We start from the raw sequence: 25,108 nt of genomic DNA, 5'->3' as shown, positions 1-25,108 counted from the left end.
TCGTACGGGCCGGCGCGGCGGGCCCCGGGGCCGGTGCGACGGACACGACGGGGATGGGGAAAGGGACGGGAACGGGCTCCCGGCCGGGCCGGTGCCTGCGGGGTGTCGGCACGGGCGGCTAGCCTCCTGGCATGGCTCTCAACACGTCGCCCGAGGCGCCGGTTCCCGTCGGTGAGGTGTCGCGGCTGATCGGCGGGTGGATCGACCGGCTCGGCGCCGTCTGGGTGGAGGGGCAGATCACCCAGCTCTCCCGGCGCCCCGGCGCGGGGGTGGTGTTCCTGACCCTGCGCGATCCCTCGTACGACGTCTCCCTGACCGTGACCTGCTACCGCGCCGTCTTCGACAAGGTCGCGGACATGGTGGGCGAGGGGGCCCGGGTGGTGGTGCACGGCAAGCCCGAGTGGTACGCGCCGCGCGGCCAGCTCTCCCTGCGGGTGGCGGAGATCCGGCTGGTCGGGGTCGGCGAACTGCTCGCCCGCCTGGAGCAGCTCAAGAAGTCCCTGGCCGCCGAGGGCCTGTTCGCGGCCGAGCGGAAGAAGCCGCTGCCCTTCCTGCCCCGGCTGGTCGGCCTGGTCACCGGCCGGGCCTCCGCCGCCGAGCGGGACGTGCTGGAGACGGCCCGGCAGCGCTGGCCCGCCGTCCGCTTCGCCGTGCGCAACGTGGCCGTGCAGGGCGTGCACGCGGTGCCGCAGGTGATCCAGGCGGTCAAGGAGCTGGACGCCGACCCGGCCGTGGACGTGATCATCGTGGCCCGGGGTGGCGGCAGCGTGGAGGACCTGCTGCCCTTCTCCGACGAGCAGTTGGTGCGGACGGTGGCCGACTGCGTCACGCCGGTGGTCTCGGCCATCGGGCACGAGCCGGACACCCCCCTGCTGGACCTGGTCGCCGACCTGCGCTCCCGCACCCCGACGCACGCGGCCAAGGACGTCGTCCCGGACGTCCGCGAGGAGCTGCTGCGGGTGGAGCAGCTCCGCGAGCGGGCGCGGCGGGCGTTCGGCGGGATGCTGGAGCGGCAGGAGCGCGGCCTGGCGGACACGATGAGCCGCCCGGTGATGGCCCGGCCGTACACGATGGTGGAGGAGCGCGAGGAGCAGGTCGAGGCGCTGCTCGACCGGAGCCGCCGGACGTTCGGGCACCTGCTGGACCGGGCCGCGACGGAGCTGGAGCACACCGTCGCCCGGGTCGTCGCGCTGTCGCCCGCGGCGACGCTCAGGCGTGGTTACGCGGTGCTCCAGCGGGCCGACGGGACCGTGGTGCGGGCGGCGCGGGAGGTGGCGGACGGCGAGGAGCTGCGCGCCCGCGTCGCCGAGGGCGGGCTGACGGTCGTCGCGCGGCGCGGCGGCGAGGACGGGTGAGGCCGGTGAGGCGGCCGGGGTGTCGCATCCCGGCCCTAGGCTGGGCCGCATGACAGACATGAGCACCCCGCCGCCGATCGGGGAGATGGGCTACGAGCAGGCGCGCGACGAACTGATCGCCGTGGTCCGGCGCCTGGAGGCGGGCGGCTCCACCCTGGAGGAGTCGCTCGCCCTGTGGGAGCGCGGCGAGGAGCTGGCGGCGGTCTGCCGCCGCCGGCTGGAGGGGGCCCGGGCCCGGCTGGACGCGGTGCTGGCGGAGGACGCCGCCGGGGAAGCCGGGGACACCGGGGAGGGCGAAGAGGAAGAAGAGGCCGAGGAGGGCGAGGAGGAGGACGCGTAGCGGGGGCCGCGCGGCGGAGGCGGTCGCCGAACGGCCGGCCCTCCCCGCCGGAACCGGGGCGCGCGTGTGAGCCACCCGCCCGGACGCGGGGACCGGTGGCGGCCGGCAGGGCGCCGGCCGCGGTCGGCGCAGGCAGGGCCGGAGCCACGCCCCCGGGCCGTGCCCTTCCCGGCCGGGTCAGCCCTTCCGGGCCTCCAGCGAGGCGGCCAGCCGTGCGAGGCTGTCGAACGGTGCCGTGCCGGTGACCACCGTGGTCACCGCCTTCTCCTCCAGCACCAGCGCGTCGTACTTGGGCCCCTCGTAGCGGGTCCACTTCCTGCCGTCGATCGTCTGGGTGCGCCCGGTCGGCTCCGCCCCGTGGGTGACCTCGTCGATGAACGGCGCGGGCCTGCCGTCGCTCTGCTCGACGGCCGCGTACTCGTTCTCCGGGTCCATGAAGCCCAGGTGCCAGGCGGCTCCGTGGTCGCTTCGCGCCTCGTACTCCACCGAGGTCGCGCGCCAGGTCCCGGGCAGACCCACCGGTGCGGCCACCGGGTACGGCGCCGCGCGCCGGGCCGTGACCAGCTCCATGTCGTAGCTGATCGGGCGGACCGGGTCCAGGGAGTCGTCGTGCGGGATGAACAGGTACACCAAGCCGGCGCCGAGGAGGATCACCAGCATCGACAGTGTCATGTCCCGCGCTGTCTGGCTGCCGCGCTTTCTTTCCACGTCTCCATCGTCCCCCATGCCCGCCCCCGTCCGGGCCACCACCCCCCGTCACGCCTCCGCCGCCCCTCGAAGCGCCCCGAAGCGCTCATCCGTGGGGCACCCTGCTCACTTTGTCGTCATCCCGGTTAGGGTCGAAGGCACCCTCAAGCTTCGGCCGTCGCGTTCGGACGCCGTACAGACGTGCAGAAAGGTGCGTCACGATGACCGATCACCACCACCTCCCCTCCCAGCTCGAAGTGAGCCCCGAGGCCCCCGACCGCAACCTCGCCCTCGAACTCGTCCGGGTGACCGAGGCCGGCGCCATGGCGTCGGGCCGCTGGGTCGGCCGCGGCGACAAGAACGGCGTGGACGGCGCCGCCGTCAAGGCCATGCGCACCCTGATCTCCACCGTCTCGATGAACGGCGTCGTCGTCATCGGCGAGGGGGAGAAGGACGAGGCCCCGATGCTCTACAACGGCGAGCGCGTGGGCGACGGGACCGGCCCGGAGTGCGACGTGGCCGTGGACCCGGTGGACGGCACGACGCTGACCGCCAAGGGCATGGCCAACGCGGTGTCGGTGCTGGCCGTGGCCGAGCGCGGCTCGATGTTCGACCCGAGCGCCGTGTTCTACATGGACAAGCTGGTCACCGGCCCCGAAGCGGCCGAGTTCGTCGACATCACGGCCCCGCCCTCGGTCAACATCCGCCGGGTGGCCAAGGCCAAGGGCGGCGCCCCCGAGGACGTCACCGTGGTGATCCTCGACCGGCCCCGCCACGAGGGCATCGTGAAGGAGATCCGGGAGTCGGGCGCCCGGATCAAGTTCATCTCGGACGGCGACGTGGCGGGCGCGATCATGGCCGCGCGGGAGGGCACGGGCGTCGACCTGCTGCTGGGCATCGGCGGCACGCCGGAGGGCATCATCGCCGCCTGCGCGATCAAGTGCCTGGGCGGCGTCATCCAGGGCAGGCTGTGGCCGAAGGACGACGCGGAACGGCAGAAGGCCCTCGACGCCGGCCACGACCTGGACCGGATCCTGACCACCGACGACCTGGTCAGCGGCGACAACGTGTTCTTCGTCGCCACCGGCATCACCGACGGCGAGCTGCTGCGGGGGGTGCGCTACCGCGCGGAGACCGCCACCACCCAGTCGCTGGTGATGCGGTCGAAGTCCGGCACGATCCGGCTGATCGACTCCACCCACAAGCTGTCGAAGCTGCGCGCCTACAGCGCCATCGACTTCGACCGGGCCCGCTGACCGCCCCGGCGGCGGGCCGCGGGCCCGCCGCCTCGCGGGGCGCCGCGACGGGCGTGCGCACCGGCACGGCCCGGTGACCGGGTCGGCCGGGGACGGCCGGTCCGGTCAGGCGGCCGGTCCGGTCAGGCGATGCGGGACACCTGCGCGGACTGGCCCAGGTCGGTGTCGCGGCGGCGGCGACGGGCGAGCATCACCCTGCGCTCGGCCGCCGTCAGCCCGCCCCACACGCCGTAGGGTTCGGGCTGGAGCAGCGCGTGCTCACGGCACTCGATGAGCACCGGGCAGCGCGCGCAGACCCGTTTGGCCGCCTGTTCCCGGGAAAGACGGGCGGCAGTGGGCTCCTTGGAGGGCGCGAAGAACAACCCGGCCTCGTCCCTGCGGCAGACCGCCTCGGAGTGCCACGGTCCGGCTTGCTCCCGCGAGGACGTGCGCTGGACGGGGACGGCGGCGGCCTGCAGAGACTGATGCGGCGTTGGCAGCACGGTCTACTCCTGACGACGGCTACGGCTGTTCGATCTGTCGATTGAGTCACCCTGTTCCGCCTTGCTGCGCACGGCAGTTCGCGCTGCGGCCGTACGAGAGACGATGCATGCGGCCTACCCACTGTGCGCGCGCTTATGCATACGGTGGCGTATCACCGGCAGCCCCCGTCCCCGCCGCCGCCGGCGGCGCACGGCAGGGCGCACGGCACGGTGTGCGCAGCGTGAGCGCGGTGCGACCAGCGGGGCGGCGCCCCGCCGCCGGGCCGTCAGGCCACGATCCGCACCGGAAGCGGACGCATTGCCTCCCGCAAATCCTTGGCGAGCGTCTCGAACTCGTGCCGCCGGGCCGCGCCCGCCCGCATCGCCAGGCCGATCCGCCGCGAGGGCGCCGGGTCGGCGAAGCGGGCGGTCGCCAGCAGCTCGTTCCGCTCCGTCTCCACGTGCAGCGAGGTGCGCGGCAGCAGCGTCACGCCCAGCCCGCCCGCCACGAGCTGGACCAACGTGGAGAGCCCGGCGGCGCTCGTGGTGGCCGACACGCCCTCGGACCGCCCGACCTCCCGGCAGACGTCCAGGGCCTGTTGGCGCAGGCAGTGGCCCTCGTCCAGAAGGAGCAGGTCCAGCTCGCGCAGCGCCTCGCGCGGCACCCCGTCCCGGCCGGCCAGCTCGTGGTGGCGGGGCGTCACCAGCACGAAGTCCTCGTCGAACAGCGGCACCGTCACCACGCCGTCGGCGTCCGCCCGCTCCGGCGCGCCCGGCGGCACCGCGAGCATCAGCAGGTCGAGCCGCCCGTCCAGGAGTCCGTCGAGCAGCGAGGCGGTCTGCTCCTCGTGCACCTGGAGGTCGAGTTCGGGATAGCGATCGTGAACGAGTCGCAGCACCGTCGGCAACAGGTACGGCGCGCAGGTCGGGATCACACCGAGCCGCAGGACGCCCGTGAAGGGCGCCCGCACCGCCTCGGCCTCCTCCATCAGCTCGCCCACCGCGTCCAGGACCGTGCGGGCCCGGACGGCCAGCCGTTCACCCGCAGGGGAGAGCAGTACTCTGCGCGTCGTACGCTCCAAAAGCTGAATTCCCAGCGAGTCCTCCAGCGCCGCGACGGCGCCCGAGAGGGCGGGCTGGCTCATGCCGATCTCCGCGGCTGCCTCCCGGAAGTGCAGATGCTCCGCCACGGCCGCGAACGCTCTGAGCTGGGACAGGCTGGGCTGACGGGCCCGCCCGGCCCGATGGGACTGCCGCCGCGGCCTGCGGGCCGACGGGGTCACCGATAACCACCTCCGATCAACGCCAGTGATTCTAGCTATTTCTGTGATCAATGTTGGCTATGGCAGTGTGGATCACGTCCAACCCTCAGGAAAACCCCACCCAGGGGCATTTCCGCGCAACAAGGAGAGCGTGTGCTCACTGTCGGTGACAAGTTCCCCGAGTTCGACCTGACCGCCTGCGTGGACCTGGACGCCGAGAAGGCGTTCACGCAGATCAACCACAAGACCTACGAGGGCAAGTGGAAGGTCGTGTTCTTCTGGCCGAAGGACTTCACCTTCGTCTGCCCGACCGAGATCGCCGCCTTCGGCAAGCTGAACGACGAGTTCGCCGACCGCGACGCCCAGATCCTCGGTGTCTCGGGTGACTCGGAGTTCGTGCACCACGCCTGGCGCAAGGACCACCCCGACCTGCGCGACCTGCCCTTCCCGATGCTGGCCGACCCCAAGCACGAGCTGATGCGGGCCTGCGGCGTCGAGGGCGAGGACGGCTACGCCCAGCGTGCGGTCTTCATCGTCGACCAGAACAACGAGATCCAGTTCACCATGGTGACCGCCGGCTCCGTCGGCCGTAACCCCAAGGAGGTCCTGCGGGTGCTGGACGCCCTGCAGACCGACGAGCTGTGCCCCTGCAACTGGACCAAGGGCGAGGAGACCCTCGACCCGGTCAAGCTGCTCGCCGGCGAGTGAGGATCCGACCCATGGCTCTGGACGACCTGAAGTCGGCCCTGCCCGACTACGCCAAGGACCTCAAGCTCAACCTCGGCTCCGTGATAGGCAACTCCGACCTGCCCCAGCAGCAGCTGTGGGGCACGGTGCTGGCCTGCGCGATCGCCTCGCGCTCGCCGAAGGTGCTGGCCGAGCTGGAGCCGGAGGCGAAGGCCAACCTCTCCCCCGAGGCGTACACCGCGGCCAAGGCGGCCGCCGCCATCATGGCGATGAACAACGTCTTCTACCGCACCCGGCACCTGCTGTCGGACCCGGAGTACGGCAACCTGCGCGCGGGTCTGCGGATGAACGTCATCGGCAACCCGGGCGTGGACAAGACCGACTTCGAGCTGTGGTCGCTGGCCGTCTCCGCCGTCAACGGCTGCGGGCAGTGCCTGGACTCCCACGAGCAGGTGCTGCGCAAGGCCGGGGTGGACCGCGAGACGATCCAGGAGGCGTTCAAGATCGCCGCCGTCATCCAGGCCGTCGGCACGGTGCTGGACGCCGAGGCCACGCTGGCCGGCGTCTGACACGGCCCGGCGCCCCGCGCCGCACGCGGAGGCGGACGGCCCCGCACCCCCCTGGGTGCGGGGCCGTCCGGTCCGTTCCGGTCCGTCCCTCCTCCGCGGCGTCCGGTCCGCGGCGGTCCGGCCCGCTGCGTCCGGTCACGTCACGGCAGCGGGATCTCGAACCACACCACCTTGCCGGTGCTCAGCCGGGTCGCGCCCCAGCGCCGGGCGAGCCGGTTGACCAGGTACAGGCCCCGGCCGCCCTCGTCCGTGGCCCGGGCCTGCCGCAGCCGCGGGAGCTGCGGCACGTCGTCCCCGACCTCGCAGCGCAGCACGTCGGTACGGAGCAGCCGCAGCGTGATGGGCCGCTCGGCGTAGCGGACGGCGTTGGTCACCACCTCGCTGACCAGCAGCTCGACGGAGTCCGTCAGCTCCTCCAGACCCCAGCGCTCCAGGGCGCGCCGCGCCAGGCGGCGGGCCTGGCGCGCGGTCTGGGCGCGCGGGTCGAGGTACCAGTACGCCACGTCGCTCGGCGGAATCCCGTCGAAGCGGGCCGCCAGCAGCGCGATGTCGTCGTCCCGGTCGCCCGGCCCCAGGATGTCCAGCACCTCGTCGCAGAGCGGCTCCAGCGGCGGCGGGGTGTCGGGGCGGGTCAGCCCGGCCGTCTCGGTGAGCTTCTCGCGCAGGTGCTCGATCCCGGTCCACACGTCGCGGTGCCGGGACTCCACCAGGCCGTCGGTGTAGAGCAGCAGCGTCGCGCCCGCCGGGGCGTCCAGCTCCACCGCCTCGAAGTCCACGCCGCCCACCCCGATGGGCGCGCCCGCCGGGATGCGCAGCACCTCCGCCCGGCCGTCGCGGTGGAGCATCACCGGCGGCGGGTGCCCGGCGTTGGCCACCACGATCCGGTGCGCGACCGGGTCGTAGACGGCGTACAGGCAGGTCGCCATGCGGTCGCTGCCGAGGCGCTGGGCCTGCTCGTCGAGGTGGTGCAGCACCTCCTGCGGCGGCAGGTCCAGACCGGCCAGGGTCTGCGCGGTGGTGCGGAGCTGGCCCATGATCGCCGCGGAGGTCATGGAGTGGCCCATGACGTCCCCGACGACCAGCGCCACCCGGCCGCCGGGCAGCGGTATGGCGTCGTACCAGTCGCCGCCGACGCGGGCGGTCTCGGCCGCCGGGAGGTAGCGGCTGGCCAGCGTCACCCCGGTGGGCTGGGGCAGCTCGTCGGGGAGCATGGTGCGCTGCAGCTCGTCGGCGATGTACGCCTCGCGGCCGTAGAGCACCGCCTTGTCCACGCCCAGCGCGGTGTGCGTGGCGAGCTGCGCGGCGACCAGCAGGTCGTCGGACTCGAAGGCGGCCCGGTCCGGGCGGCGCAGGAACACGGCCGCGCCGATCACCCGGCGGCGGCCGCGCAGCGGGGCGAGGATCGCCCGGCGCCCGGCCGGGACGTCGCGCCCGGGACCGAGGAGCTCGGGCAGGGCCTCGCGGGCGGTGGGCGCGTCGCCGAAGACCGGCCGCACCCCGCGCAGCACCTCGGCCAGCGGACCGCCGCCGCGCACCTCGATCAGCTCCGACGCGCCGCTGCCGGCCCCCTCCGGCGGGACGGCGAGCAGGGGCAGCGGGAACTCACCGGTGTCGGACCCGTCCTGGTCGGCGGGGGCCGGGGCGGCGTAGTCCGGCAGCCGGTCGGTGCGCCGCAGCCGCAGCAGGGCGGGGCCGGTGGGCCGCTCGTCCCCCACCGGCAGCGGATCGCGCAGGTAGACCAGGATCGCGTCGGCGAACGCGGGCACGGTGGCCCGGCACAGTCCGAGCACGGTCTCGTCCAGGTCCACGCCCCGGGCGATCCGGCGGGTGGCGGCGCCCACGAAGCGCAGCCGGTCGCCCCCGCGCCGCTCCCGCTCGGCCCGCTCGTCCCCGGTCGGGTGCTCGACCGCGCCGGGCGCGGTGCCCCGGCCCGGTCTGTCCGGCGCGCCGGGCCTGAGGCGGCTCGCGTGTTCCTCGTCACCGCCGGCGGGCCGGGTGTGGCCCGTCTCCGGCGCGGGCGGGGACGCCGCCGGATCGGGAGGCTGGGCGGGGATGCTGTGGGGGGCGTCCTGGGACGCGGTGGCCGTGCGCTCGGACGCGCGCCGGTCGTCGCGGGGCTCGGGAAGCGCGGCGCGCGCGGCGTCGGCGTGGCCCGCCACGGGCGTGGCCGTGCGGGCGCCGCCGCCCGTCGGCCGGGCAGCGGACTGCTGGGGGGTCGGATACTCCGTCACGCGTTGGGTTTCCATCCGTCCGGGGCCGCGCATCGGGCGTGCCCAGCGCTTGGGGGCTAGGGGCGTCGGCAGTGCAGGAAGAGCTGGATCTCGGGGGAGACGTCCGTACTGGCCGGTGCGTAGGCGAACGACTCCTCCCCGGCGATCTCGAAGCCCGCGTCGCGCACCACCTGGCGCAGTTCGTCCCGTAGATAGCCGGATACCCGGATCGTATTCCCCAGGAACGGGATAGCGAAGTCGTCCACGTCCGCCTCGACCATGCCCAGGGCCAGCAGCCCGCCGGGCCGCAACTGGCCGTGCAGCGTGCGCAGGGCGACGGGGATCTCCCCGCGGGGCAGCATCAGCAGGGCGAAGAAGGCGGCGACGCCGTCGAAGGGCCCCAGGCCGCGGCTCTCCAGGTCGGCGAGGTCCATCCGGTGGAACTCGGCGCCGGGGACGTTGTCCCGGCTGAGCTTGACCATGCCCGGGGACAGGTCGATGCCGACGACCCGGTGACCGGCCTCGGTGAGCTGGCGGGCCGTGGGGACCCCGGTGCCGCACCCGACGTCCAGTATCCGCGACCCGGCGGGGAGCTGCTCCGCCAGCCAGGCACCGGCGGCGAGCTGCCCCTCCTTGTGGGGGAAGGCTTCGTCGTAGCGGTCCCCGATGGCGTCGAAGGCCTCGGCCTGCCCGGTGCGGTCGATCGCCGTCCGGTCGTAGCCCGCGTACGTCCGATGACCGTCCGTGTTGCTCACGTCTGGGGCTCCTCTCGCGGCCGTGCGCCAAGTCCCTTGTGGGGCCCAGGAGTTCGTGCGGGTGGGCTGTCCGGCAGTCCGGGTCGATCCTACGGTCGCCGTCCGGGGGCACAGCAAGGGGTTGCGGAATGTCCGTCGCCATCATGCGAGAAGCAGGGGCGCCCCCACCAGTCCTTTCAACCGATCCGGGCCGGTTCGCGGTCCCAGTCCAGCGGCAGCCGGGGCACGGGCCAGGCGGGGTCGGGCCGCCAGTCCTCCCACCCGTCGCGGAAGGGGCTGCCCCACGCGCGGATCACCTCCACGGCCCGGCGCCCCGCGGCCCGCACCCGCTCGGCCTGGGCGGCGTCCATCAGGCCGGCGCGCTGCGCCTGGGCGAACTCGTCCTCGTCCCGCCACTCCCAGGTGCGGTCGGGGTGGACGACGATGTCCAGGAAGTGGTCCTCGGAGTCCACGCCGCCCGCCCAGCGGCGCAGCGGCTCCTCCAGGTTCACGTACCAGTTCTTGAACCGCCAGCCGGGCTCCCAGAACAGCCACACCGACCAGGGCTCGCCGGCCCGCGCCAGCTTCAGCACCCCGGTGCCGAACCACCGCGACCGGACGGTCCTGCGCGGCTTGGTGTAGCGGGTGGCGAGCGGTTCGCGGTGCACGGGCGTGCCGTCGGCGAGCTGCGGCTTGACGCAAGCGGTTCCGGGAGCCATCCACACGGCGAGCAGCTCCGGGGTGTCGCGGACGACGGTCATGGGCCGGCAGATGTGGAGGTGATCGCTCCCGTTGGCCCGGTAGCGCCACAGGATGTGCTCGCCGACTCTCCAGCGGGTGCCGCCCGCCGTGTCCGTGTTGTCCTCCGTTTGCGCTGTCATGCACGGATCCTAGTCGCGGCCGGCGGAACGTTCCGCGATCCACGCCACAGCCCGTCCCCGCCGCGGGAGGGCGGCGGGGACGGGCCGGGCGGGCGCCACGGGCCTCAGGGGCGGGTCATGCGCAGCACGTCCAGGGCCTCGTCGAGCTGCTCCGGCGTGATCAGGCCGCGCTCGACGTAGCCCGACTCCAGGACCACCTCGCGGATCGTCTTGCGCTCGGCCAGGGACCGCTTGGCGACCTTCGCGGCCTCCTCGTAGCCGATGTACCTGTTCAGCGGGGTCACCACGGAGGGCGAGGACTCCGCGTACTCGCGGGCGCGCTCGACGTTCGCCTCGATGCCCGTGACCGTGCGGTCGGCCAGCAGGCGGGAGGCGTTCGCCAGCAGCCGGATCGACTCCAGCAGGTTCCTGGCGATCACCGGGAGCATCACGTTCAGCTCGAAGTTGCCGGACGCCCCGGCCACCGCGACCGTGGTGTCGTTGCCCATGACCTGGGCGGCCACCATCAGGACCGCCTCGGGGATCACCGGGTTGACCTTGCCGGGCATGATCGAGGAGCCGGGCTGGAGGTCCGGCAGGCGGATCTCGGCCAGGCCGGTGCGCGGGCCGGAGGCCATCCAGCGCAGATCATTGGCGATCTTGGTCAGGCCGACGGCGATCGTGCGGAGCTGGCCGGAGGTCTCCACCAGGCCGTCCCGGGCCCCCTGCGCCTCGAAGTGGTCGCGGGCCTCGGTCAGCGGCAGCCCCGTGGTGCGGGCCACCTCCGCGATCACCGCCGCCGAGAAGCCGGGCGGGGTGTTGATGCCGGTGCCCACCGCCGTGCCGCCCAGCGGCAGCTCGGCCAGGCGCGGCAGGCAGGCGCGCAGCCGCTCCACGCCGTACCGCACCTGCGCCGCGTAGCCGCCGAACTCCTGGCCGAGCGTGACGGGCGTGGCGTCCATCAGGTGGGTGCGGCCGGACTTGACGACCTCGGCGAACTCCTCCGCCTTGCGCTCCAGCGCGCCCGCCAGGTGCTCCAGCGCCGGGATCAGGTCCCCGGTGACGGCCGCGGTCGCCGCGATGTGGATGGAGGAGGGGAAGACGTCGTTGGAGGACTGGCTGGCGTTGACGTGGTCGTTGGGGTGCACCGGCGCGCCCAGCCGCTCGGCGGCGAGGGTGGCGACGACCTCGTTCATGTTCATGTTGGAGGAGGTGCCGGAGCCGGTCTGGAAGACGTCCACCGGGAAGTGGTCGTCCCAGCGCCCCTCGGCGACCTCGGCGGCGGCCTCGGCGATGGCCCGGGCCATGTCCGTCTCCAGGACGCCGAGGTCGGCGTTGACCCTGGCGGCCGCCTCCTTGATCCGGGCCAGCGCCTGGATGTGCGCGCGCTCCAGGCGCTGGCCCGAGATCGGGAAGTTCTCCACGGCGCGCTGGGTCTGCGCCCGCCATCTGGCGTGCGCCGGCACCCGCACCTCGCCCATGGAGTCGCGTTCGATCCTGTAGTCCTGCCTGTCGTCCTGGTGTTCCTCGCTCGTCCCGGTCATGGGACGAATCTACTTCCCGGCCGGCCGGCGGGACCCGTGCCGTCAGTCGGCGGAGCGGACCGGGATGGAGGTGACGAAGGGCTTGGCCGGACCGGGGTCGGTGAAGAAGTCGTTGCCCTTGTCGTCGACGACGATGAACGCCGGGAAGTCCTCCACCTCGATCTTCCAGACGGCCTCCATGCCCAGTTCCTCGTACTCCAGGACCTCGACCTTCTTGATGCAGTCCTGGGCGAGGCGGGCGGCCGGGCCGCCGATCGAGCCGAGGTAGAAACCGCCGTGCTTCCTGCACGCCTCGGTGACCTGCCGGGAGCGGTTGCCCTTGGCCAGCATGACGAAGGAGCCGCCGGCCGCCTGGAACTGCTCGACGTAGGCGTCCATCCGGCCCGCGGTCGTGGGGCCGAAGGAGCCGGACGCGTAGCCCTCGGGGGTCTTGGCCGGGCCCGCGTAGTACACGGCGTGGTCGCGCAGGTACCGCGGCATCTCCTCGCCCGCGTCCAGCCGCTCCTTGATCTTGGCGTGGGCGATGTCGCGGGCGACGACCAGCGGGCCGCTCAGCGACAGGCGGGTCTTGACCGGGTACTTGGACAGCTCGGCGCGGATCTCGTCCATCGGGCGGTTGAGGTCGATCCGCACCACGTCCGCGTCCAGCTCGGCGTCCGTGGTGTCGGGCAGGAAGCGCGCCGGGTCGGTCTCCAACTGCTCCAGGAAGACGCCCTCGGCCGTGATCTTCGCCAGCGCCTGGCGGTCGGCGGAGCAGGAGACGGCGATGGCCACCGGGCAGGACGCGCCGTGGCGGGGCAGCCGCACCACGCGCACGTCGTGGCAGAAGTACTTGCCGCCGAACTGGGCGCCGATGCCCAGCTTCTGGGTCAGCTCGAAGACCTTCTCCTCCAGCTCCAGGTCGCGGAAGCCGTGGCCGGTCGGGGAGCCGGAGGTGGGCAGGGAGTCCAGGTAGTGCGCGGAGGCGTACTTGGCGGTCTTGAGCGCGTACTCGGCCGAGGTGCCGCCGACGACGATCGCCAGGTGGTACGGCGGGCAGGCCGCCGTGCCCAGCGAGCGGATCTTCTCCTCCAGGAAGCGCATCATGGACGCCTCGTTCAGGACGGCCTTGGTCTCCTGGTAGAGGAAGGACTTGTTGGCGCTGCCGCCGCCCTTGGCCATGAACAGGAACTTGTAGGCGTCGCCGTCGGTGGCGTACAGCTCGATCTGCGCCGGGAGGTTGGTGCCGGTGTTCTTCTCCTCCCACATGGTCAGCGGGGCCATCTGGGAGTAGCGCAGGTTGAGCTTGGTGTACGCGTCGTGGATGCCGCGCGAGAGGGCCTCCTCGTCGCGCCCGGCCGTCAGCACGTTCTGGCCGCGCTTGCCCATCACGATCGCGGTGCCGGTGTCCTGGCACATCGGGAGCACCCCGGCGGCGGCGATGTTGGCGTTCTTCAGCAGGTCCAGCGCCACGAAGCGGTCGTTGGGGGACGCCTCGGGGTCGTCCAGGATGCGGCGGAGCTGGGCCAGGTGCGCGGGGCGCAGGAAGTGCGAGATGTCGCGCATCGCCTCGGCGGCGAGCGTGCGCAGCGCCTCCGGCTCGACCTTCAGGAAGGTCCGCCCGCCGGCCTCGAAGGTGCTCACGCCCTCGGAGGTGACCAGGCGGTACGGGGTGGTGTCCTCGCCCAGGGGGAGCAGGTCCGTGTAGGCGAACTCCGGGGCGGCCGGACGGGAGCCGGCGGCGGGGGCCGGGCTGGAACCAGCAGGCATGGACGTCTCTTCCTCTCGATGACGGCGTCTCACAGGGTAAGACTCCGCGCGGGCGGCGGAGGTGTGAGGTCGGGCTCACCCGGCGGTCGCCGCTTCCCCTCACCCCCTAGTCGCGATGTATCGCGTTCGCTAGTCTGAGTGCGTGGACGACAGCGTGGACGACAAGACCTCCCTGCGGAAACACCCCGCGGAACAGCCCATCCGGCCCGTGGCCGAGGCGGACGTGCGCGCGTCGGACGCCGACCGCGACCGGATCGCGGAGATCCTGCGCGAGGCGCTCGCGGAGGGACGGCTGGACACCGAGGAGCACGCCGAGCGGATCGACGCGGTGTACCGGGCCAAGACGATCGGCGAACTGACGCCGCTGGTCCGCGACCTGCCCGCGGGCCGGCAGGAGACTCCCCGGCCCGCCCCCGGGGCGGCCCCGCACACCGCCGTCCCGCGCTCCCCGTGCGGCGCGGGCGGCGGCGAGAACCTGGTGGCGATCTTCAGCGGCGCCTCCCGCAAGGGCCGCTGGCGCGTGGGAGGCAGGATCAACGCCTTCGCCCTCTTCGGCGGGGTCGAGATCGACCTGTCCGAGGCCCTGTTCGAGCAGCGGGAGATCGTCATCAACGCCACGGCGGTCTTCGGCGGCGTCGAGATCAAGGTCCCGGAGAACGTGACCCTGCGCGGCAGCGGCACCGGCATCATGGGCGGCTACGACGTGCGGTCCCTGGAGTCCGCGGATCCGGACGCGCCGGTGATCGTGGTGCGCGGCGCGGCGGTCTTCGGCGGGGTCGAGGCCAAGCCCAGGCGCGGCAAGCGCCTGCGGGACCTGCGCCGCTGACTCCCCGTGGGGAGCGCCGTACGCGCCGCCCGTACGGCCCGGGGCGGGCCGTACGGGCGGCGGCGCGCGGCGGGCCCGGCGGCCGGTCCCGGCGCACGGGCGGTCACTCCGTGCGCAGCCCGTCCGGGCGCATCATCCGCCACAGCGGCGGCAGGCTGAGGCCGGTCACCAGCAGGATCACGGCGCCGCCGATGCCCGTCATGATCCCCAGGCTCGCCCAGTCGACCGCGACCGGCGTGGAGACCATCGCCATCAGGACGGCTCCCAGCCCGATCCCGCCGGCGACCGCCAGCGCCAGCCCGAGGAGCACGGGCAGCGCGGTCTGCCACAGCACCGACCAGCTCAGCGTGGAGCGCCGGGTGCCGAAGGCGACCAGCACCGACAGCAGCCGCCTGCGCTCGCGGAGCTGCTCCAGCGTCGAGACGACCATGCTGGCGCCGATCAGCAGCAGCACCCCGGCGGCACCGGCGTACAGGGCGCGCTGGATGGTGACGAACTCCTTGGCGCGGTCCCTGCTCCGCAGCTCCATCACCTGGACCCAGGGGGTACCGGCCTCCGCGGTGTTGCGGACGTGCTCCACCGCGTCGGGCACCGCGGGGTCGATCCGCAGCAGGATCTCGGCCTTGGGTTCCGGCATCCGGGAGACGTCGATCGCGCCCGGGGTGGCGAGGACGCCCCCGACCCGCTGTCCCATGGGGTCCGGCCGGGACGGCACCGTACGGGCGTCGCGGGGGACGGTCCACGGGACGGGGTCGCCCACCTGCACGGGCTCGTTCTGGGCCGGGTCGGTGTACCGCGGGGGGTTGAGGTTGAGCGACGCGCCGCGGCGGGCGCCGGGACTGTCCTCGCCCTCCCCGGCCGGCACCAGGAAGACGTCCCCGTCCGCGCAGGGGCCGAGCCGGGCCAGCTCCTCCAGGGTGGCGCAGTCGGCCACGGTGATCGGGGTGTGGGAGGCGTCCGGGTGCGCGCCGATCGGCGGGGCGTAGCCGACGGCCATCCCCAGCGCCCGGCGCACGCCCGGGGTGGCGGCGAGCCGTCCGGTCAGCTCGCGGACGTCGTCGCCGTCGCGGGCCTCGGCCATGACGCGCACCTGGGCGCGGCCCGGGTCCTGGCCCGTCTCCTCGGTGTACATCGCGCCCGTACCGCTGAACAGCATCTGGACGGCGATGGCGCCGGCGACCGCGACGGCGATGCCGCTGACCGCGCGGGCGGCCGGACCGCTGTCGAGCTGGAGGCGGCGGACGGCGAGCTGGAGGGGCAGCAGCGGACCGCCGCGCATCCGGCGCACCACCGCCTCGACCAGCCAGGGCAGCAGTGCCGTGACGCCGGCCAGCAGCAGCACCACGCCCGTGGCGATGCGGTAGGCGTCGATCGAGGACTGGTCGGGGTCGATCCCGCCGACCAGCGGCAGCAGGAGCAGCAGGCCGAGCGCGGGCGGCACCAGGCGCCACCACAGCCGGCGCCGGCGGACCCCGGCGTTTCGCACGACGCCCAGCGGCTCGATGGCGACCCCGCGCAGCGCGAGCAGGGTGACGACCACGGCGGAGACGGGCACGGCCAGCAGGATCAGCGCGGCCAGCGGGGCGCTGGGCCGTACGTCCGCCGGGAAGACGGCGATGTCGAACACCTCGACCATGCCGACGAGCTGACGCGCCGGCAGGAACAGCGCGACGCCCGCGGCGAGCCCGAGGAGCGCGCCGACCGCCGACTCGCCGGCGGCGATGCGCCGGACCATCCGGGCGTCGGCGCCGACCAGCCGCAGCGCGGCGAGCCTGCGGTCGCGGCGCTCGCCGCCGAAGCGGACGGCGGTGGCGATGAACACCCCGACCGGGAACAGCAGCACCACGCAGACGACCACCACCAGCAGCAGCAGTACGGCGTCCAGCGGCTCCGGTTCGCCCACCTGGTCGAAGCGGTCGATGCGGTAGGCCCTGTCCGTCTCGTCGAGGGCGTCGCTGCCCGCCACATAGGCGAGTTCCCCCGGATCGAGCAGTCCCTCGTCGCCGATGGTGCCCGTGATCCGGCCGGGCAGCCGCTCCCCGAGCAGGGCGCCCTCCGGGGAGGAGAGCAGGTCCGCGAGGGCGGGCGAGACGACCATCTCACCGGGACCGGGCAACTTCTCCACGCCCGGGGGCAGCGGCGGGCGGTCGCCGTCGGGCTGGAGGTACCGGCCGCGGACGTTCTCGCCGCGGTACTCGGTGTCGGCGTGGAGGTAGAGCGCGCTGCGGTCGGAGGGCTTCACCTCCTCGGAGATGCCGTAGTTCTCCCGGGCCTCGGCCCGGGCCTCACGGGCGCCGAGCATGTTCGGCACGGAGGTGGCGACCAGCAGCACGGCGACGCCGAGGCCGACGCCGACCGCCGTGAGCACGGTGCGCGCCCAGCCCTCGCGTCCTCCGGCGAGCGCGAAGCGGGCCCCCAGCACCAGGTCGGCGGCCCAGCGGGCCGGTCCGGCGGGCTGCGGGGACGGTGCGGACGGCGGGGGCGGCGTCCGGTCCGGGGCCGGTGGCCGCCTGGAGTCCAGGGCGCTCATGCCGCTCCCGCCATGTCCCGCACCCTGCCGTCGCGGACGACGATCTCGCGGTCGGAGTAGGCGGCGACCCGGGCCTCGTGGGTGACCAGCACCACGGCGGCGCCGGTGTCCCGGGCGGCGTCGGTGAGGAGCTGCATCACCCGCTCGCCGTTGAGGGAGTCCAGTGCGCCGGTGGGCTCGTCGGCGAAGATCACGCGCGGCTCGGTGACCAGGGCACGGGCGACGGCGACGCGCTGGCCCTGCCCGCCGGAGACCTGGCCGGGCCGGTGGTGGCGCACGTCGTGGACCTCCAGCCGCTCCAGCCACTCGGTGGCCCGGGCCTCGGCCTCCTTGCGGGCCGTGCCGGTCAGCCGCAGCGGCAGGGCGACGTTCTCCACGCAGGTCAGTTCGGGCACGAGCTGGCCGAACTGGAAGACGAAGCCGAACTCGGAGCGGCGCAGGGCGCTGCGCTCGGCGTCCGGCATCGCGGACAGCTCGCGGCCGCGGTAGTGGACCGTGCCGGAGTCGGGCCGGACGATCCCGGCCAGGCAGTGCAGCAGGGTGGACTTGCCCGAGCCGGAGGGGCCCATCACGGCGACGACCTCGCCGGGGCGGGCGGAGAAGTCCGCGCCGTCCAGGGCGGGGGTGGGGCCGTAGGACTTGCGCAGGTCCCTGGCGGTCAGCAGCAGGTCGGCGGTGGTCATCCGCGCACCTCCCGGGCGAGTTGGTCCAGGCGCGCGGCGGTCAGCTCCAGCCAGCGCAGGTCGGCTTCGAGGTGGAACAGGGCGTGGTCGCAGATGAGCTGGTCGGCGAGGTCGCCGCCCTTCTTGCGCCGGGTCAGCTCGCGCATCAGCCGCAGGTGCTCGGAGCGCTGGACGTCCAGCAGCTCCGCCGCGTCGCGGCCGGTCAGCAGCGCGAGGACCACCTTGGTGTAGAGGGTGGACTGGAGGTACGGCTCGGGCTTCTCGGGGCGGCCCAGCCAGGCGGCGACGTCGGTGATCCCGGCGTCGGTGATGGCGTAGCGCTTGCGCTCGGGGCCTTCCCCGGGCTCGATGCCCTCCACCTCCACCAGGCCGTTCTTCAACAGCCTGGACATGGTCGAGTAGACCTGCCCGTAGTGCAGCGGGCGGTCGTGGCCGAAGCGTTCGTCGAAGGCGCGCTTGAGGTCGTAACCGTGGCGGGGCCCGGTCTCCAGGAGTCCGAGCAGGGTGTGGCCGATGGACATGCCGAGGACTGTACACCACGTGTATACACGCGACGTATACACGCGGTGTACGGCTCTTCTCCGGCGTTCCGGCCCGCCTCCGGAGCGGCGGCGGCCCGCCGCGCGGCGGTCAGTCCTCCGTGCGCGGCGGGCGGCCCCGGCGGGGATGGGGGCGGGCGTCCCCGGGCATGCGGCCGGCCTGGGTCAGGGCCCTGCGCAGCAGGTAGTCGATCTGCGCGTTGGTGCTGCGCAGCTCGTCCGCGGCCCACTTCGCGAGCGCGTCGTGGACGGCGGGGTCCAGCCGCAGCAGCACCTGCTTGCGCTCGCGCCGGCGCCGCTGCCGCGGCTCCTGCCCGGGCCCGTCCCCGGCGGGGACGTCCTCGCCGGGGACGTCCCGTCCGGGGCCCTCGCCCTTCGGTGGCGTGGTCACTGGTAGAGCGATCCCGCGTTGAGGACCGGCTGCGGGGAGCGGTCGCCGCAGAGCACGACCAGCAGGTTGCTCACCATGGCGGCCTTGCGCTCCTCGTCCAGTTCGACGAAGTCCTGCGCGGCGATCCGGGCGACGGCGTCCTCCACCATGCCGCAGGCGCCGTCCACGATCGTCCGGCGGGCCGCGACCACCGCGCCGGCCTGCTGGCGCTGGAGCATCGCGGCGGCGATCTCGGGGGCGTACGCCAGGTGCGTGAAGCGCGACTCGATGATCCGCACGCCCGCCGCCCGCACCCGGGCGGTCAGCTCGGCGGCCAGCTTCTCGGTGATCTCCTCGGCGTTGCCGCGCAGCGACAGGCCGTCCTCGTCGTGGGCGTCGTAGGGGTACTCGATGGCGATGTGCCGCACGGCGGCCTCGGTCTGCGTGGAGACGAACTCCACGAAGTCGTCCACCTCGAAGGTGGCCTGCGCGGTGTCCTCCACCTGCCAGACGACGACGGCCGCCAGTTCGACCGGGTTGCCGTAGGCGTCGTTGACCTTGAGCACGGCCGTCTCGTGGTTGCGCACCCGCGTGGAGATCTTCTTACGGGTGGTCAGCGGGTTGACCCAGCGCAGTCCGTCCTTGCGGACGGTGCCGGTGTAGCGCCCGAAGAGCTGGACGACCCGGGCCTCGCCCGGCTCGACCATGTTGAGCCCGGCCATCGCGAAGACCGAGCCGATCACCAGCAGCACCCCGGTGACGATCAGCGCCGCCCCCACTCCCCCCGACTCCCCGGAGGCGAGCCGCGCCCCGGCGACGACGCCGCCGGCCCCGGCCAGCAGCCCCAGCAGGCCCAGCAGCAGGGCGAGCCCGCCGGAGACGGAGTGCGCGGGTATCTCGCGCACCCGCGGCGCGGGCATCTCGGGAAGGTCTCCGACGGTCTGTGCGGCGGCAGCGGACATGGCAGTCCCCCGTTTCCATGGATCGTTTTTCTAGCAAAGTGATAGCACTTTAACCCGGCGGAGGGCACCACCGGAAGACCTGCCCCGCCGTACCGGACCGGCCGGGCCCGGCGGACGCCCGCGGAAGGCGCGCCGAACACCTCGGGCCCCGCCGCACGGCGGGGCCCGAGGGTCCGGGAACGCGCTCCGCTGCTCCGGCTACCGCTCCGGGAGGTCCGCGGAACCCCCGGCCTTCGGAGCCTTCGGTTCCTGTGGCGGCGCGGCCGCCGCAGCGGTGGCGCCGTGGGGGGTGACCCCGCCGTGCAGCGCGTTCTCCGCCGCGTACCTCCGCAGGGAGATGACCACGGACTTGAGCACCGCCACCAGCGGCACGGCCGTCACCGCGCCGGGGATGCCCGCGATGAGGCTGCCGCCGGTCACCGCCAGCACCACGCCCAGGGGGTGCACCCGTACCAGCCGGCCGAGGATGAGCGGCTGGAGCACGTGCCCCTCCAACTGCTGCACGGCCAGGACCACCGCGAGGACCAGCAGCGCGGTGACCACGCCGTTGGCCACGAACGCGACGATGACCGCCAGCGCGCCGGAGGCCACCGCACCGACGATCGGGATGAAGGAGAAGAGGAAGATGAAGACGGCCAGCGGCACGGCCATCGGGACGTCCAGGAAGTAGAGCCCGATGCCGATGAAGAAGCCGTCGATGAAGGCCACGATCACCGTGCCGCGCACATAGCGGGTGAGCGTCGTCCACGCCCTGGGACCGGCGCCCGCGACGCCGGCGCGCGCGACCCGGGGCACGAAGTTGAGCGTCCAGTTCCACACGTTCCGCCCGTCGTAGAGCAGGAAGATGGTGACGAACGCCGCCAGCAGCGCACCGGAGAGGAACTCCAGGACGACGGTCACGCCCTGCAGTCCCGCGCTGGTGATCTCCTGACTGTTGCTGCCGAGCCACTCGTTCAGGCTGTCGGCGATGTTGTTGATCTGGCCCTCGGTGACGTGGAAGGGGCTGTTGAGCAGCCAGGTCTTCAACTCCTCGATGCCGCCCTGGACCTGCTTGGTGAGGTCGTCGAGGTTCTCCATCACCTGCCAGACCACGAACCAGCCGACCAGGCCCAGCGCCGCCACCCCGGTGATGAAGGTGATCATGGTCGCCAGGCCGCGCCCTATGCCCAGCCGCCGCAGCCGGGCGACCGTCGGCTGGAGCAGCGCGGTGAACAGCAGACCGACGGTGAAGGCCAGCACGAGCAGGCTGACGGCGCTGATCACCTTGATCAGGACGTAGATGACCCCGGCCAGGATCAGCAGCCGCCATCCCGCCTCGGCCGCCACCCGGATTCCCCACGGCACCATGTACGCGGGCGGGGGCGGCCCGGGCGGTACGGCGGACGAGCGGCCCGGGTGCCGGGCGTCGACTCCGGCCGGTACGGGGGGTGGCAGGTCGTCGTCCGCCTTCTCGGCGCGCGCCCGGGTCTCGGTCAGCCGGTCGGCGAGGCGCGACACACCAACCCTCAGCCTCTGAAGTTTCGACATGCCGCTTCCTTCGCCCCCTGTGTCCTTGTAGGACCGGTCCGGTGCGGCCCGGCCCCGTCCGGTCCGGCGTGCGCCGTACCGGCCGTCCCGTCCTGGGACGACGTTACCGGGGTAAAGGGTTGCTTCCCATCAGGCACGCTAAACCCCCTGCCCGGCGGGCAGGGGGTTCGAGGTGCCGGAGCGGCACGGCTCGCGGGGTCCGCGGGCCGGTGTCAGTACCAGTGGTTGGCCTGCCAGAACTCCCAGGCGCCGCAGGGGCTGCCGTAGCGCTCGTTCATGTAGTTCAGGCCCCACTTGATCTGGGTGGCGGGGTTGGTCCGCCAGTCGGCCCCGGCCGAGGCCATCTTCGAGCCGGGCAGCGCCTGGACGAGGCCGTACGCGCCCGAGGACGGGTTCTGGGCCTGGTAGTTCCAGCCGCTCTCACGCTCGACGATGTTGGAGAAGCACTGGAACTGGCCGGCGCCCACGATCTGCTGGGCCATCGCCTTGACCTCGGCGATCGTGTAGGAGCTCTGCACCGCGAAGTCGGTGCGCTCCGCCGAGCGGCTGGCGGCCTGCTGCGCCTGCTCGCGCTTCTTGGCCTCCTCCGCCGCCTTGGCCGCCTTGGCCGCCTTCTCCGCCGCTTCCCTCTTGGCCTCCGCGTCCTTGGCGGCCTGCTTGCGGGCGGCTTCCTCGGCTGCCTTCTTCGCTGCCGCGTCCGCGGCGATGGCGGCGTTGTCCGCCTGCTGTGTGAGGGAAGCGGTCTGTACCTGGGCCTGCTGGCCGACGGGTATGTCTGCGAGGAGCGTCGCGTCCGCCGCAGTGGCCTCGACCGGTTCGGTCGTGCCCTGCTCACTTCCCGCGGCCACACCGACGACGGCGCCGACGGTGGTGACCGCGGTGGCGGATGCCACGGCGAATCCCCGGACCGAGATCCGAGTCACACGGTTTCCTTCCACACTGCCCGCCAGGTGACCTCGCGGGCGCAATCGTGCCCCTGGCACGGGCCTCCCTCGTGCTGGCCACGGGAGGCTCTGGCCCGGCTGGGGTCTCTCCTCCCGGGAGAGCCCGCGTGGTGCTTCGGGCGGCATACGGCGCGCTGCTGTTGACTTGTGGGGCCGCACCGGGTGGTGCGGATGGTGCGTGTGTGCCGTATGCGGGGCCTGACAGGAACCACACACTGCCGGAAACGAAACGGCAGATGCAATTCCGTGACACGTGGGAAAGCTCACACCGCGTTCGGTGCTCGGATTACTCGGAAAACGACGCGCGACGGGCCCCGTACGGCTACGCTGCTGGGTTTTGCCGCACGGGGTCCGTCGCCCAACTGGCCCGATGTACGGGCGAATCAGGAGCGGAGCGGATCAGGGACGATTCTTCTCCTTTTCCATCCCTTTTCGGACTCGGCGCCGCATCGGGCGGAAAAGGATCAGATCCTTCCGTCCTCCAGCATCTCGGTCACCAGGGCCGCGATCGGCGACCGCTCGGACCGGGTGAGGGTGATGTGCGCGAAGAGCGGGTGCCCCTTGAGCCGCTCGACCACGGCGGCCACCCCGTCGTACCGCCCGACGCGCAGGTTGTCGCGCTGGGCGACGTCGTGGGTGAGGACGACCCGCGAGTCCTGGCCGATGCGCGACAGCACCGTCAGCAGGACGTTCCGCTCCAGCGACTGGGCCTCGTCGACGATCACGAACGCGTCGTGCAGCGAACGGCCGCGGATGTGCGTGAGCGGCAGCACCTCCAGCATGCCGCGGGCCACGATCTCCTCGATGACCTCACCGGTCGTCACCGCCGAGAGGGTGTCGAAGACCGCCTGCGCCCAGGGGTTCATCTTCTCGTCGGCGGTGCCCGGCAGGTAGCCCAGGTCCTGGCCGCCGACGGCGTACAGCGGGCGGAACACCATCACCTTGCGGTGCTGGCGTCTCTCCAGCACGGCCTCCAGGCCGGCGCACAGGGCCAGCGCGGACTTGCCGGTGCCGGCCCGGCCGCCCATCGAGACGATGCCGACCTCCGGGTCGAGCAGCAGGTCCAGCGCGACGCGCTGCTCGGCGCTGCGCCCGTGGATGCCGAACGCCTCGCGGTCCCCGCGCACGAGCCTGATCCGCCCGTCGGGCGTCACCCGCCCCAGGGCCCGGCCCCGCTCGGAGTGCAGGACGAGGCCGGTGTGCACGGGCAGCTCCGCGGCCTCCGGCACGTGGACGCTCTCCGCGGCGAACAGCTCGTCTATGTCCTCGGCGGCCAGGGTCAGCTCGGCCATGCCCGTCCAGCCGGACTCGGTGATGGCCAGCTCGGCCCGGTACTCCTCGGCCAGGAGGCCGACGGACGACGCCTTGATGCGCAGCGGCAGGTCCTTGGAGACGACGGTGACGTCGTGCCCCTCGGCCTGGAGGTTCCGGGCCACCGCCAGGATGCGCGCGTCGTTGTCCCCCAGCCTGCCGTGGTCGTTCAGCATGGTGGAGGGCAGGACGGCCGGGTCGGAGTGGTTCAGCTCGACCCTGAGCGTGCCGCCCAGCTCACCGATCGGGATCGGCGCGTCCAGCCGCCCGTACCGCACGCGGTACTCGTCCAGCCGCCGGAGCGCCTGACGGGCGAAGTAGCCCAGTTCCGGGTGGTGGCGCTTGGCCTCCAACTCCGTGACCACGACCACCGGGAGCACGACCTCGTGCTCGTCGAAGCGGGTCATGGCCGCCGGGTCGGCGAGCAGGACGCTGGTGTCGATGACGTAGGTGCGCCGGTCGTGGTCTCGGCGCTTGGTGCTGGTCACCACGGATGGACCTACCCCCTCGGAGGAGTTCGGGGTGCGACGGCGTCGCGGGGGATGCGGCCGGGCTCCGGCCCCGTGCACGGGCCGGGCACCGGCCCTCCGCGTCCTCCGTGCGGTGCGCACGGGCGTCCGTGGTGTGCAAAGGGCCTCCCGGGGCCGCCTCCCTGGATCGGGAGTCGGCCTGCAGGGGATATTCCCTGTCCTCGCCGACGCCATGCCATGGCATATGCCAAGGCCAGACGAACGGACGGTGACCGCAGCCCCGGGCGGGCCCCGGATGCCTCAGGTGCCGTAACGGCGGTGGCGTGCCGCGTAGTCCCGCAGCGCGCGCAGGAAGTCCACCTTCCGGAAGGCCGGCCAGAACACCTCGCAGAAGTAGTACTCCGAATGGGCGCTCTGCCAGAGCATGAAGCCGGACAGCCGCTGCTCGCCGCTGGTGCGGATCACCAGGTCCGGATCGGGCTGCCCGCGCGTGTACAGGTGCTCCGCGATGTCCTCGACCTCGAGGTTCTCCGCCAGCTCCTCCAGGGTCACGCCCTGCGCGGCCCGCTCGGCGAGCAGGGAGCGCACCGCGTCGACGATCTCCTGCCGCCCGCCGTAGCCGACGGCGACGTTGACGAGTATCCCGCGGTTGTCCGCGGTGGCCTGCTCGGCCTCCTTCAGGACCCGCTGGGTGTGGTCGGGCAGCAGGTCCAGCGTGCCGACGTGGTGCACGCGCCAGCGGCCGTCCGCGGCCAGGTCGCGCACCGCGTCCTCGATGATGCCCAGCAGCGGGGTGAGTTCCTCGGCGGGCCGGTTGAGGTTGTCCGTGGACAGCAGCCACAGCGTGACCACCTCGACGTCCGTCTCGGCGCACCAGCCCAGCAGCTCCCGGATCTTCTCGGCCCCGGCCTGGTGGCCCTGCTCGGTCGTACCGCCGGCGGCCCGCGCCCAGCGGCGGTTGCCGTCGAGGATCACGCCGATGTGCTTGGGCACCTGCTCATGGTCCAGACGGCCCTCCACCCGGTGGGCGTAGAGCCTGTAGACCAGTCGGCGCAGCCACTGGGGATACCGGGTGCGTCCCCGGGAAGATTGCAGCATCGGTTTGTCAGCCCCTCCATGCCGGTCCCGAGCACCAGGTCTCCTGTCCGGCCGACCTCCGTGGACCGTCCCGCGACTTCCCGCCTCCGGCAGGGGAGAAAAGGGGACACTCCCGGCAAAAGACCAGGAGAAGG

Annotated in this window: 23 protein-coding genes; 6 read left to right on the top strand and 17 right to left on the bottom strand. The window is 73.2% G+C overall.

Annotated elements, in window-relative coordinates:
- The first annotated feature begins 131 nt into the window (after nt 1–131).
- Together xseA and VE546_RS07545 are read left to right on the top strand one after the other, a co-directional pair.
- Complete coding sequence (gene xseA / locus VE546_RS07550; RefSeq protein ID WP_324919864.1) at nt 132–1,355, top strand: exodeoxyribonuclease VII large subunit; 1,224 nt, start codon at nt 132–134, stop codon at nt 1,353–1,355.
- A gap of 58 nt (nt 1,356–1,413) precedes the next feature.
- Nucleotides 1,414–1,695 (top strand): exodeoxyribonuclease VII small subunit, encoded by a 282-nt coding sequence (locus VE546_RS07545; protein WP_324919999.1) that lies wholly within the window; start codon nt 1,414–1,416, stop codon nt 1,693–1,695.
- 177 nt (nt 1,696–1,872) lie between these two features.
- On the opposite strand, the gene VE546_RS07540 is transcribed toward VE546_RS07545, so the two are convergent.
- Nucleotides 1,873–2,367: a DUF4245 domain-containing protein gene (locus tag VE546_RS07540; protein WP_324919862.1), complete on the bottom strand. Its 495-nt coding sequence runs from the start codon at nt 2,365–2,367 to the stop codon at nt 1,873–1,875.
- Between the two features lie 236 nt (nt 2,368–2,603).
- On the opposite strand from VE546_RS07540, the gene glpX reads away from it, so the two are divergent.
- Nucleotides 2,604–3,638 carry a class II fructose-bisphosphatase gene (gene glpX / locus VE546_RS07535; RefSeq protein WP_324919860.1) on the top strand — a complete coding sequence of 345 codons (1,035 nt, stop codon included), beginning with the start codon at nt 2,604–2,606 and terminating at the stop codon, nt 3,636–3,638.
- A gap of 122 nt (nt 3,639–3,760) precedes the next feature.
- Here the strand turns inward: glpX and VE546_RS07530 are convergent, their stop codons facing one another.
- Both VE546_RS07530 and VE546_RS07525 read right to left on the bottom strand, forming a co-directional pair.
- The gene (locus VE546_RS07530; RefSeq protein ID WP_324919858.1) at nt 3,761–4,120 is read right to left on the bottom strand and encodes a WhiB family transcriptional regulator; all 360 of its coding nucleotides are present in this window, start codon (nt 4,118–4,120) and stop codon (nt 3,761–3,763) included.
- 266 nt (nt 4,121–4,386) lie between these two features.
- Nucleotides 4,387–5,382, bottom strand: coding sequence for a LysR substrate-binding domain-containing protein (locus VE546_RS07525; protein ID WP_324919856.1), 996 nt, complete (start codon nt 5,380–5,382; stop codon nt 4,387–4,389).
- 132 nt (nt 5,383–5,514) lie between these two features.
- On the opposite strand from VE546_RS07525, the gene VE546_RS07520 reads away from it, so the two are divergent.
- Together VE546_RS07520 and VE546_RS07515 are read left to right on the top strand one after the other, a co-directional pair.
- Nucleotides 5,515–6,069, top strand: a complete 555-nt coding sequence (locus VE546_RS07520) for a peroxiredoxin (protein ID WP_324919854.1) — start codon at nt 5,515–5,517, stop codon at nt 6,067–6,069.
- A gap of 11 nt (nt 6,070–6,080) precedes the next feature.
- Complete coding sequence (locus VE546_RS07515; RefSeq protein ID WP_324919852.1) at nt 6,081–6,617, top strand: alkyl hydroperoxide reductase; 537 nt, start codon at nt 6,081–6,083, stop codon at nt 6,615–6,617.
- A 140-nt stretch (nt 6,618–6,757) separates the two neighbouring features.
- On the opposite strand, the gene VE546_RS07510 is transcribed toward VE546_RS07515, so the two are convergent.
- From VE546_RS07510 to VE546_RS07490, 5 genes are all read right to left on the bottom strand, one after another.
- Nucleotides 6,758–8,848: a SpoIIE family protein phosphatase gene (locus tag VE546_RS07510; RefSeq protein ID WP_414720423.1), complete on the bottom strand. Its 2,091-nt coding sequence runs from the start codon at nt 8,846–8,848 to the stop codon at nt 6,758–6,760.
- Between the two features lie 56 nt (nt 8,849–8,904).
- Entirely contained in the window at nt 8,905–9,582 is a 678-nt protein-coding gene (locus tag VE546_RS07505; protein ID WP_324919848.1) for a class I SAM-dependent methyltransferase, read from the bottom strand.
- A 176-nt stretch (nt 9,583–9,758) separates the two neighbouring features.
- Complete coding sequence (gene fomD / locus VE546_RS07500; protein WP_324919846.1) at nt 9,759–10,442, bottom strand: cytidylyl-2-hydroxypropylphosphonate hydrolase; 684 nt, start codon at nt 10,440–10,442, stop codon at nt 9,759–9,761.
- A 104-nt stretch (nt 10,443–10,546) separates the two neighbouring features.
- Nucleotides 10,547–11,965: a class II fumarate hydratase gene (locus tag VE546_RS07495; RefSeq protein WP_324919844.1), complete on the bottom strand. Its 1,419-nt coding sequence runs from the start codon at nt 11,963–11,965 to the stop codon at nt 10,547–10,549.
- Nucleotides 11,966–12,007: 42 nt separating this feature from the next.
- Nucleotides 12,008–13,714 (bottom strand): fumarate hydratase, encoded by a 1,707-nt coding sequence (locus VE546_RS07490; protein ID WP_324919842.1) that lies wholly within the window; start codon nt 13,712–13,714, stop codon nt 12,008–12,010.
- Nucleotides 13,715–13,856: 142 nt separating this feature from the next.
- Here VE546_RS07490 and VE546_RS07485 point away from each other — a divergent pair, with 142 nt between their 5' ends.
- On the top strand, nt 13,857–14,540 hold the full coding sequence (locus VE546_RS07485) for a DUF1707 SHOCT-like domain-containing protein (RefSeq protein WP_414720422.1): 684 nt from the start codon (nt 13,857–13,859) through the stop codon (nt 14,538–14,540).
- Between the two features lie 103 nt (nt 14,541–14,643).
- Here the strand turns inward: VE546_RS07485 and VE546_RS07480 are convergent, their stop codons facing one another.
- The 9 genes from VE546_RS07480 to VE546_RS07440 form a co-directional block, all read right to left on the bottom strand.
- On the bottom strand, nt 14,644–17,070 hold the full coding sequence (locus VE546_RS07480) for an ABC transporter permease (RefSeq protein WP_324919840.1): 2,427 nt from the start codon (nt 17,068–17,070) through the stop codon (nt 14,644–14,646).
- Nucleotides 17,067–17,753 (bottom strand): ABC transporter ATP-binding protein, encoded by a 687-nt coding sequence (locus VE546_RS07475; RefSeq protein ID WP_324919838.1) that lies wholly within the window; start codon nt 17,751–17,753, stop codon nt 17,067–17,069. Before VE546_RS07475 ends, VE546_RS07480 begins: the two co-directional genes overlap by 4 nt.
- On the bottom strand, nt 17,750–18,274 hold the full coding sequence (locus VE546_RS07470) for a PadR family transcriptional regulator (RefSeq protein WP_324919836.1): 525 nt from the start codon (nt 18,272–18,274) through the stop codon (nt 17,750–17,752). The genes VE546_RS07475 and VE546_RS07470 overlap by 4 nt, the downstream gene beginning before the upstream one ends.
- Before the next feature lie 109 nt (nt 18,275–18,383).
- Complete coding sequence (locus VE546_RS07465) at nt 18,384–18,683, bottom strand: hypothetical protein (protein WP_324919834.1); 300 nt, start codon at nt 18,681–18,683, stop codon at nt 18,384–18,386.
- Complete coding sequence (locus VE546_RS07460) at nt 18,680–19,624, bottom strand: SPFH domain-containing protein (protein ID WP_324919832.1); 945 nt, start codon at nt 19,622–19,624, stop codon at nt 18,680–18,682. Before VE546_RS07460 ends, VE546_RS07465 begins: the two co-directional genes overlap by 4 nt.
- A gap of 198 nt (nt 19,625–19,822) precedes the next feature.
- On the bottom strand, nt 19,823–21,151 hold the full coding sequence (locus VE546_RS07455) for an AI-2E family transporter (RefSeq protein WP_324919830.1): 1,329 nt from the start codon (nt 21,149–21,151) through the stop codon (nt 19,823–19,825).
- A 212-nt stretch (nt 21,152–21,363) separates the two neighbouring features.
- Complete coding sequence (locus VE546_RS07450) at nt 21,364–22,074, bottom strand: transglycosylase SLT domain-containing protein (protein ID WP_414720421.1); 711 nt, start codon at nt 22,072–22,074, stop codon at nt 21,364–21,366.
- 485 nt (nt 22,075–22,559) lie between these two features.
- On the bottom strand, nt 22,560–23,897 hold the full coding sequence (locus VE546_RS07445; RefSeq protein ID WP_324919828.1) for a PhoH family protein: 1,338 nt from the start codon (nt 23,895–23,897) through the stop codon (nt 22,560–22,562).
- A gap of 279 nt (nt 23,898–24,176) precedes the next feature.
- Nucleotides 24,177–24,974: an isoprenyl transferase gene (locus VE546_RS07440; RefSeq protein WP_324919826.1), complete on the bottom strand. Its 798-nt coding sequence runs from the start codon at nt 24,972–24,974 to the stop codon at nt 24,177–24,179.
- Nucleotides 24,975–25,108 lie beyond the last annotated feature (134 nt).

The sequence above is a fragment of the Streptomyces sp. genome (genome assembly GCF_035644915.1).
In the GTDB taxonomy this organism is placed as follows: Bacteria; Actinomycetota; Actinomycetes; order Streptomycetales; family Streptomycetaceae; genus Streptomyces.
This window is presented reverse-complemented; position numbering and strand designations above follow the sequence as displayed.

What these genes read in the sequence shown, in the direction of transcription:
- VE546_RS07460 (WP_324919832.1), bottom strand. Translation starts at nt 19,624, where the DNA reads ATGTCCGCTGCCGCCGCACAGACCGTCGGAGACCTTCCCGAGATGCCC.
- VE546_RS07440 (WP_324919826.1), bottom strand. Translation starts at nt 24,974, where the DNA reads ATGCTGCAATCTTCCCGGGGACGCACCCGGTATCCCCAGTGGCTGCGC.
- VE546_RS07495 (WP_324919844.1), bottom strand. Translation starts at nt 11,965, where the DNA reads ATGACCGGGACGAGCGAGGAACACCAGGACGACAGGCAGGACTACAGG.
- VE546_RS07540 (WP_324919862.1), bottom strand. Translation starts at nt 2,367, where the DNA reads ATGACACTGTCGATGCTGGTGATCCTCCTCGGCGCCGGCTTGGTGTAC.
- VE546_RS07475 (WP_324919838.1), bottom strand. Translation starts at nt 17,753, where the DNA reads ATGACCACCGCCGACCTGCTGCTGACCGCCAGGGACCTGCGCAAGTCC.
- fomD (WP_324919846.1), bottom strand. Translation starts at nt 10,442, where the DNA reads ATGACAGCGCAAACGGAGGACAACACGGACACGGCGGGCGGCACCCGC.
- VE546_RS07480 (WP_324919840.1), bottom strand. Translation starts at nt 17,070, where the DNA reads ATGAGCGCCCTGGACTCCAGGCGGCCACCGGCCCCGGACCGGACGCCG.
- VE546_RS07515 (WP_324919852.1), top strand. Translation starts at nt 6,081, where the DNA reads ATGGCTCTGGACGACCTGAAGTCGGCCCTGCCCGACTACGCCAAGGAC.
- VE546_RS07470 (WP_324919836.1), bottom strand. Translation starts at nt 18,274, where the DNA reads ATGTCCATCGGCCACACCCTGCTCGGACTCCTGGAGACCGGGCCCCGC.
- glpX (WP_324919860.1), top strand. Translation starts at nt 2,604, where the DNA reads ATGACCGATCACCACCACCTCCCCTCCCAGCTCGAAGTGAGCCCCGAG.
- VE546_RS07545 (WP_324919999.1), top strand. Translation starts at nt 1,414, where the DNA reads ATGAGCACCCCGCCGCCGATCGGGGAGATGGGCTACGAGCAGGCGCGC.
- xseA (WP_324919864.1), top strand. Translation starts at nt 132, where the DNA reads ATGGCTCTCAACACGTCGCCCGAGGCGCCGGTTCCCGTCGGTGAGGTG.
- VE546_RS07490 (WP_324919842.1), bottom strand. Translation starts at nt 13,714, where the DNA reads ATGCCTGCTGGTTCCAGCCCGGCCCCCGCCGCCGGCTCCCGTCCGGCC.
- VE546_RS07455 (WP_324919830.1), bottom strand. Translation starts at nt 21,151, where the DNA reads ATGTCGAAACTTCAGAGGCTGAGGGTTGGTGTGTCGCGCCTCGCCGAC.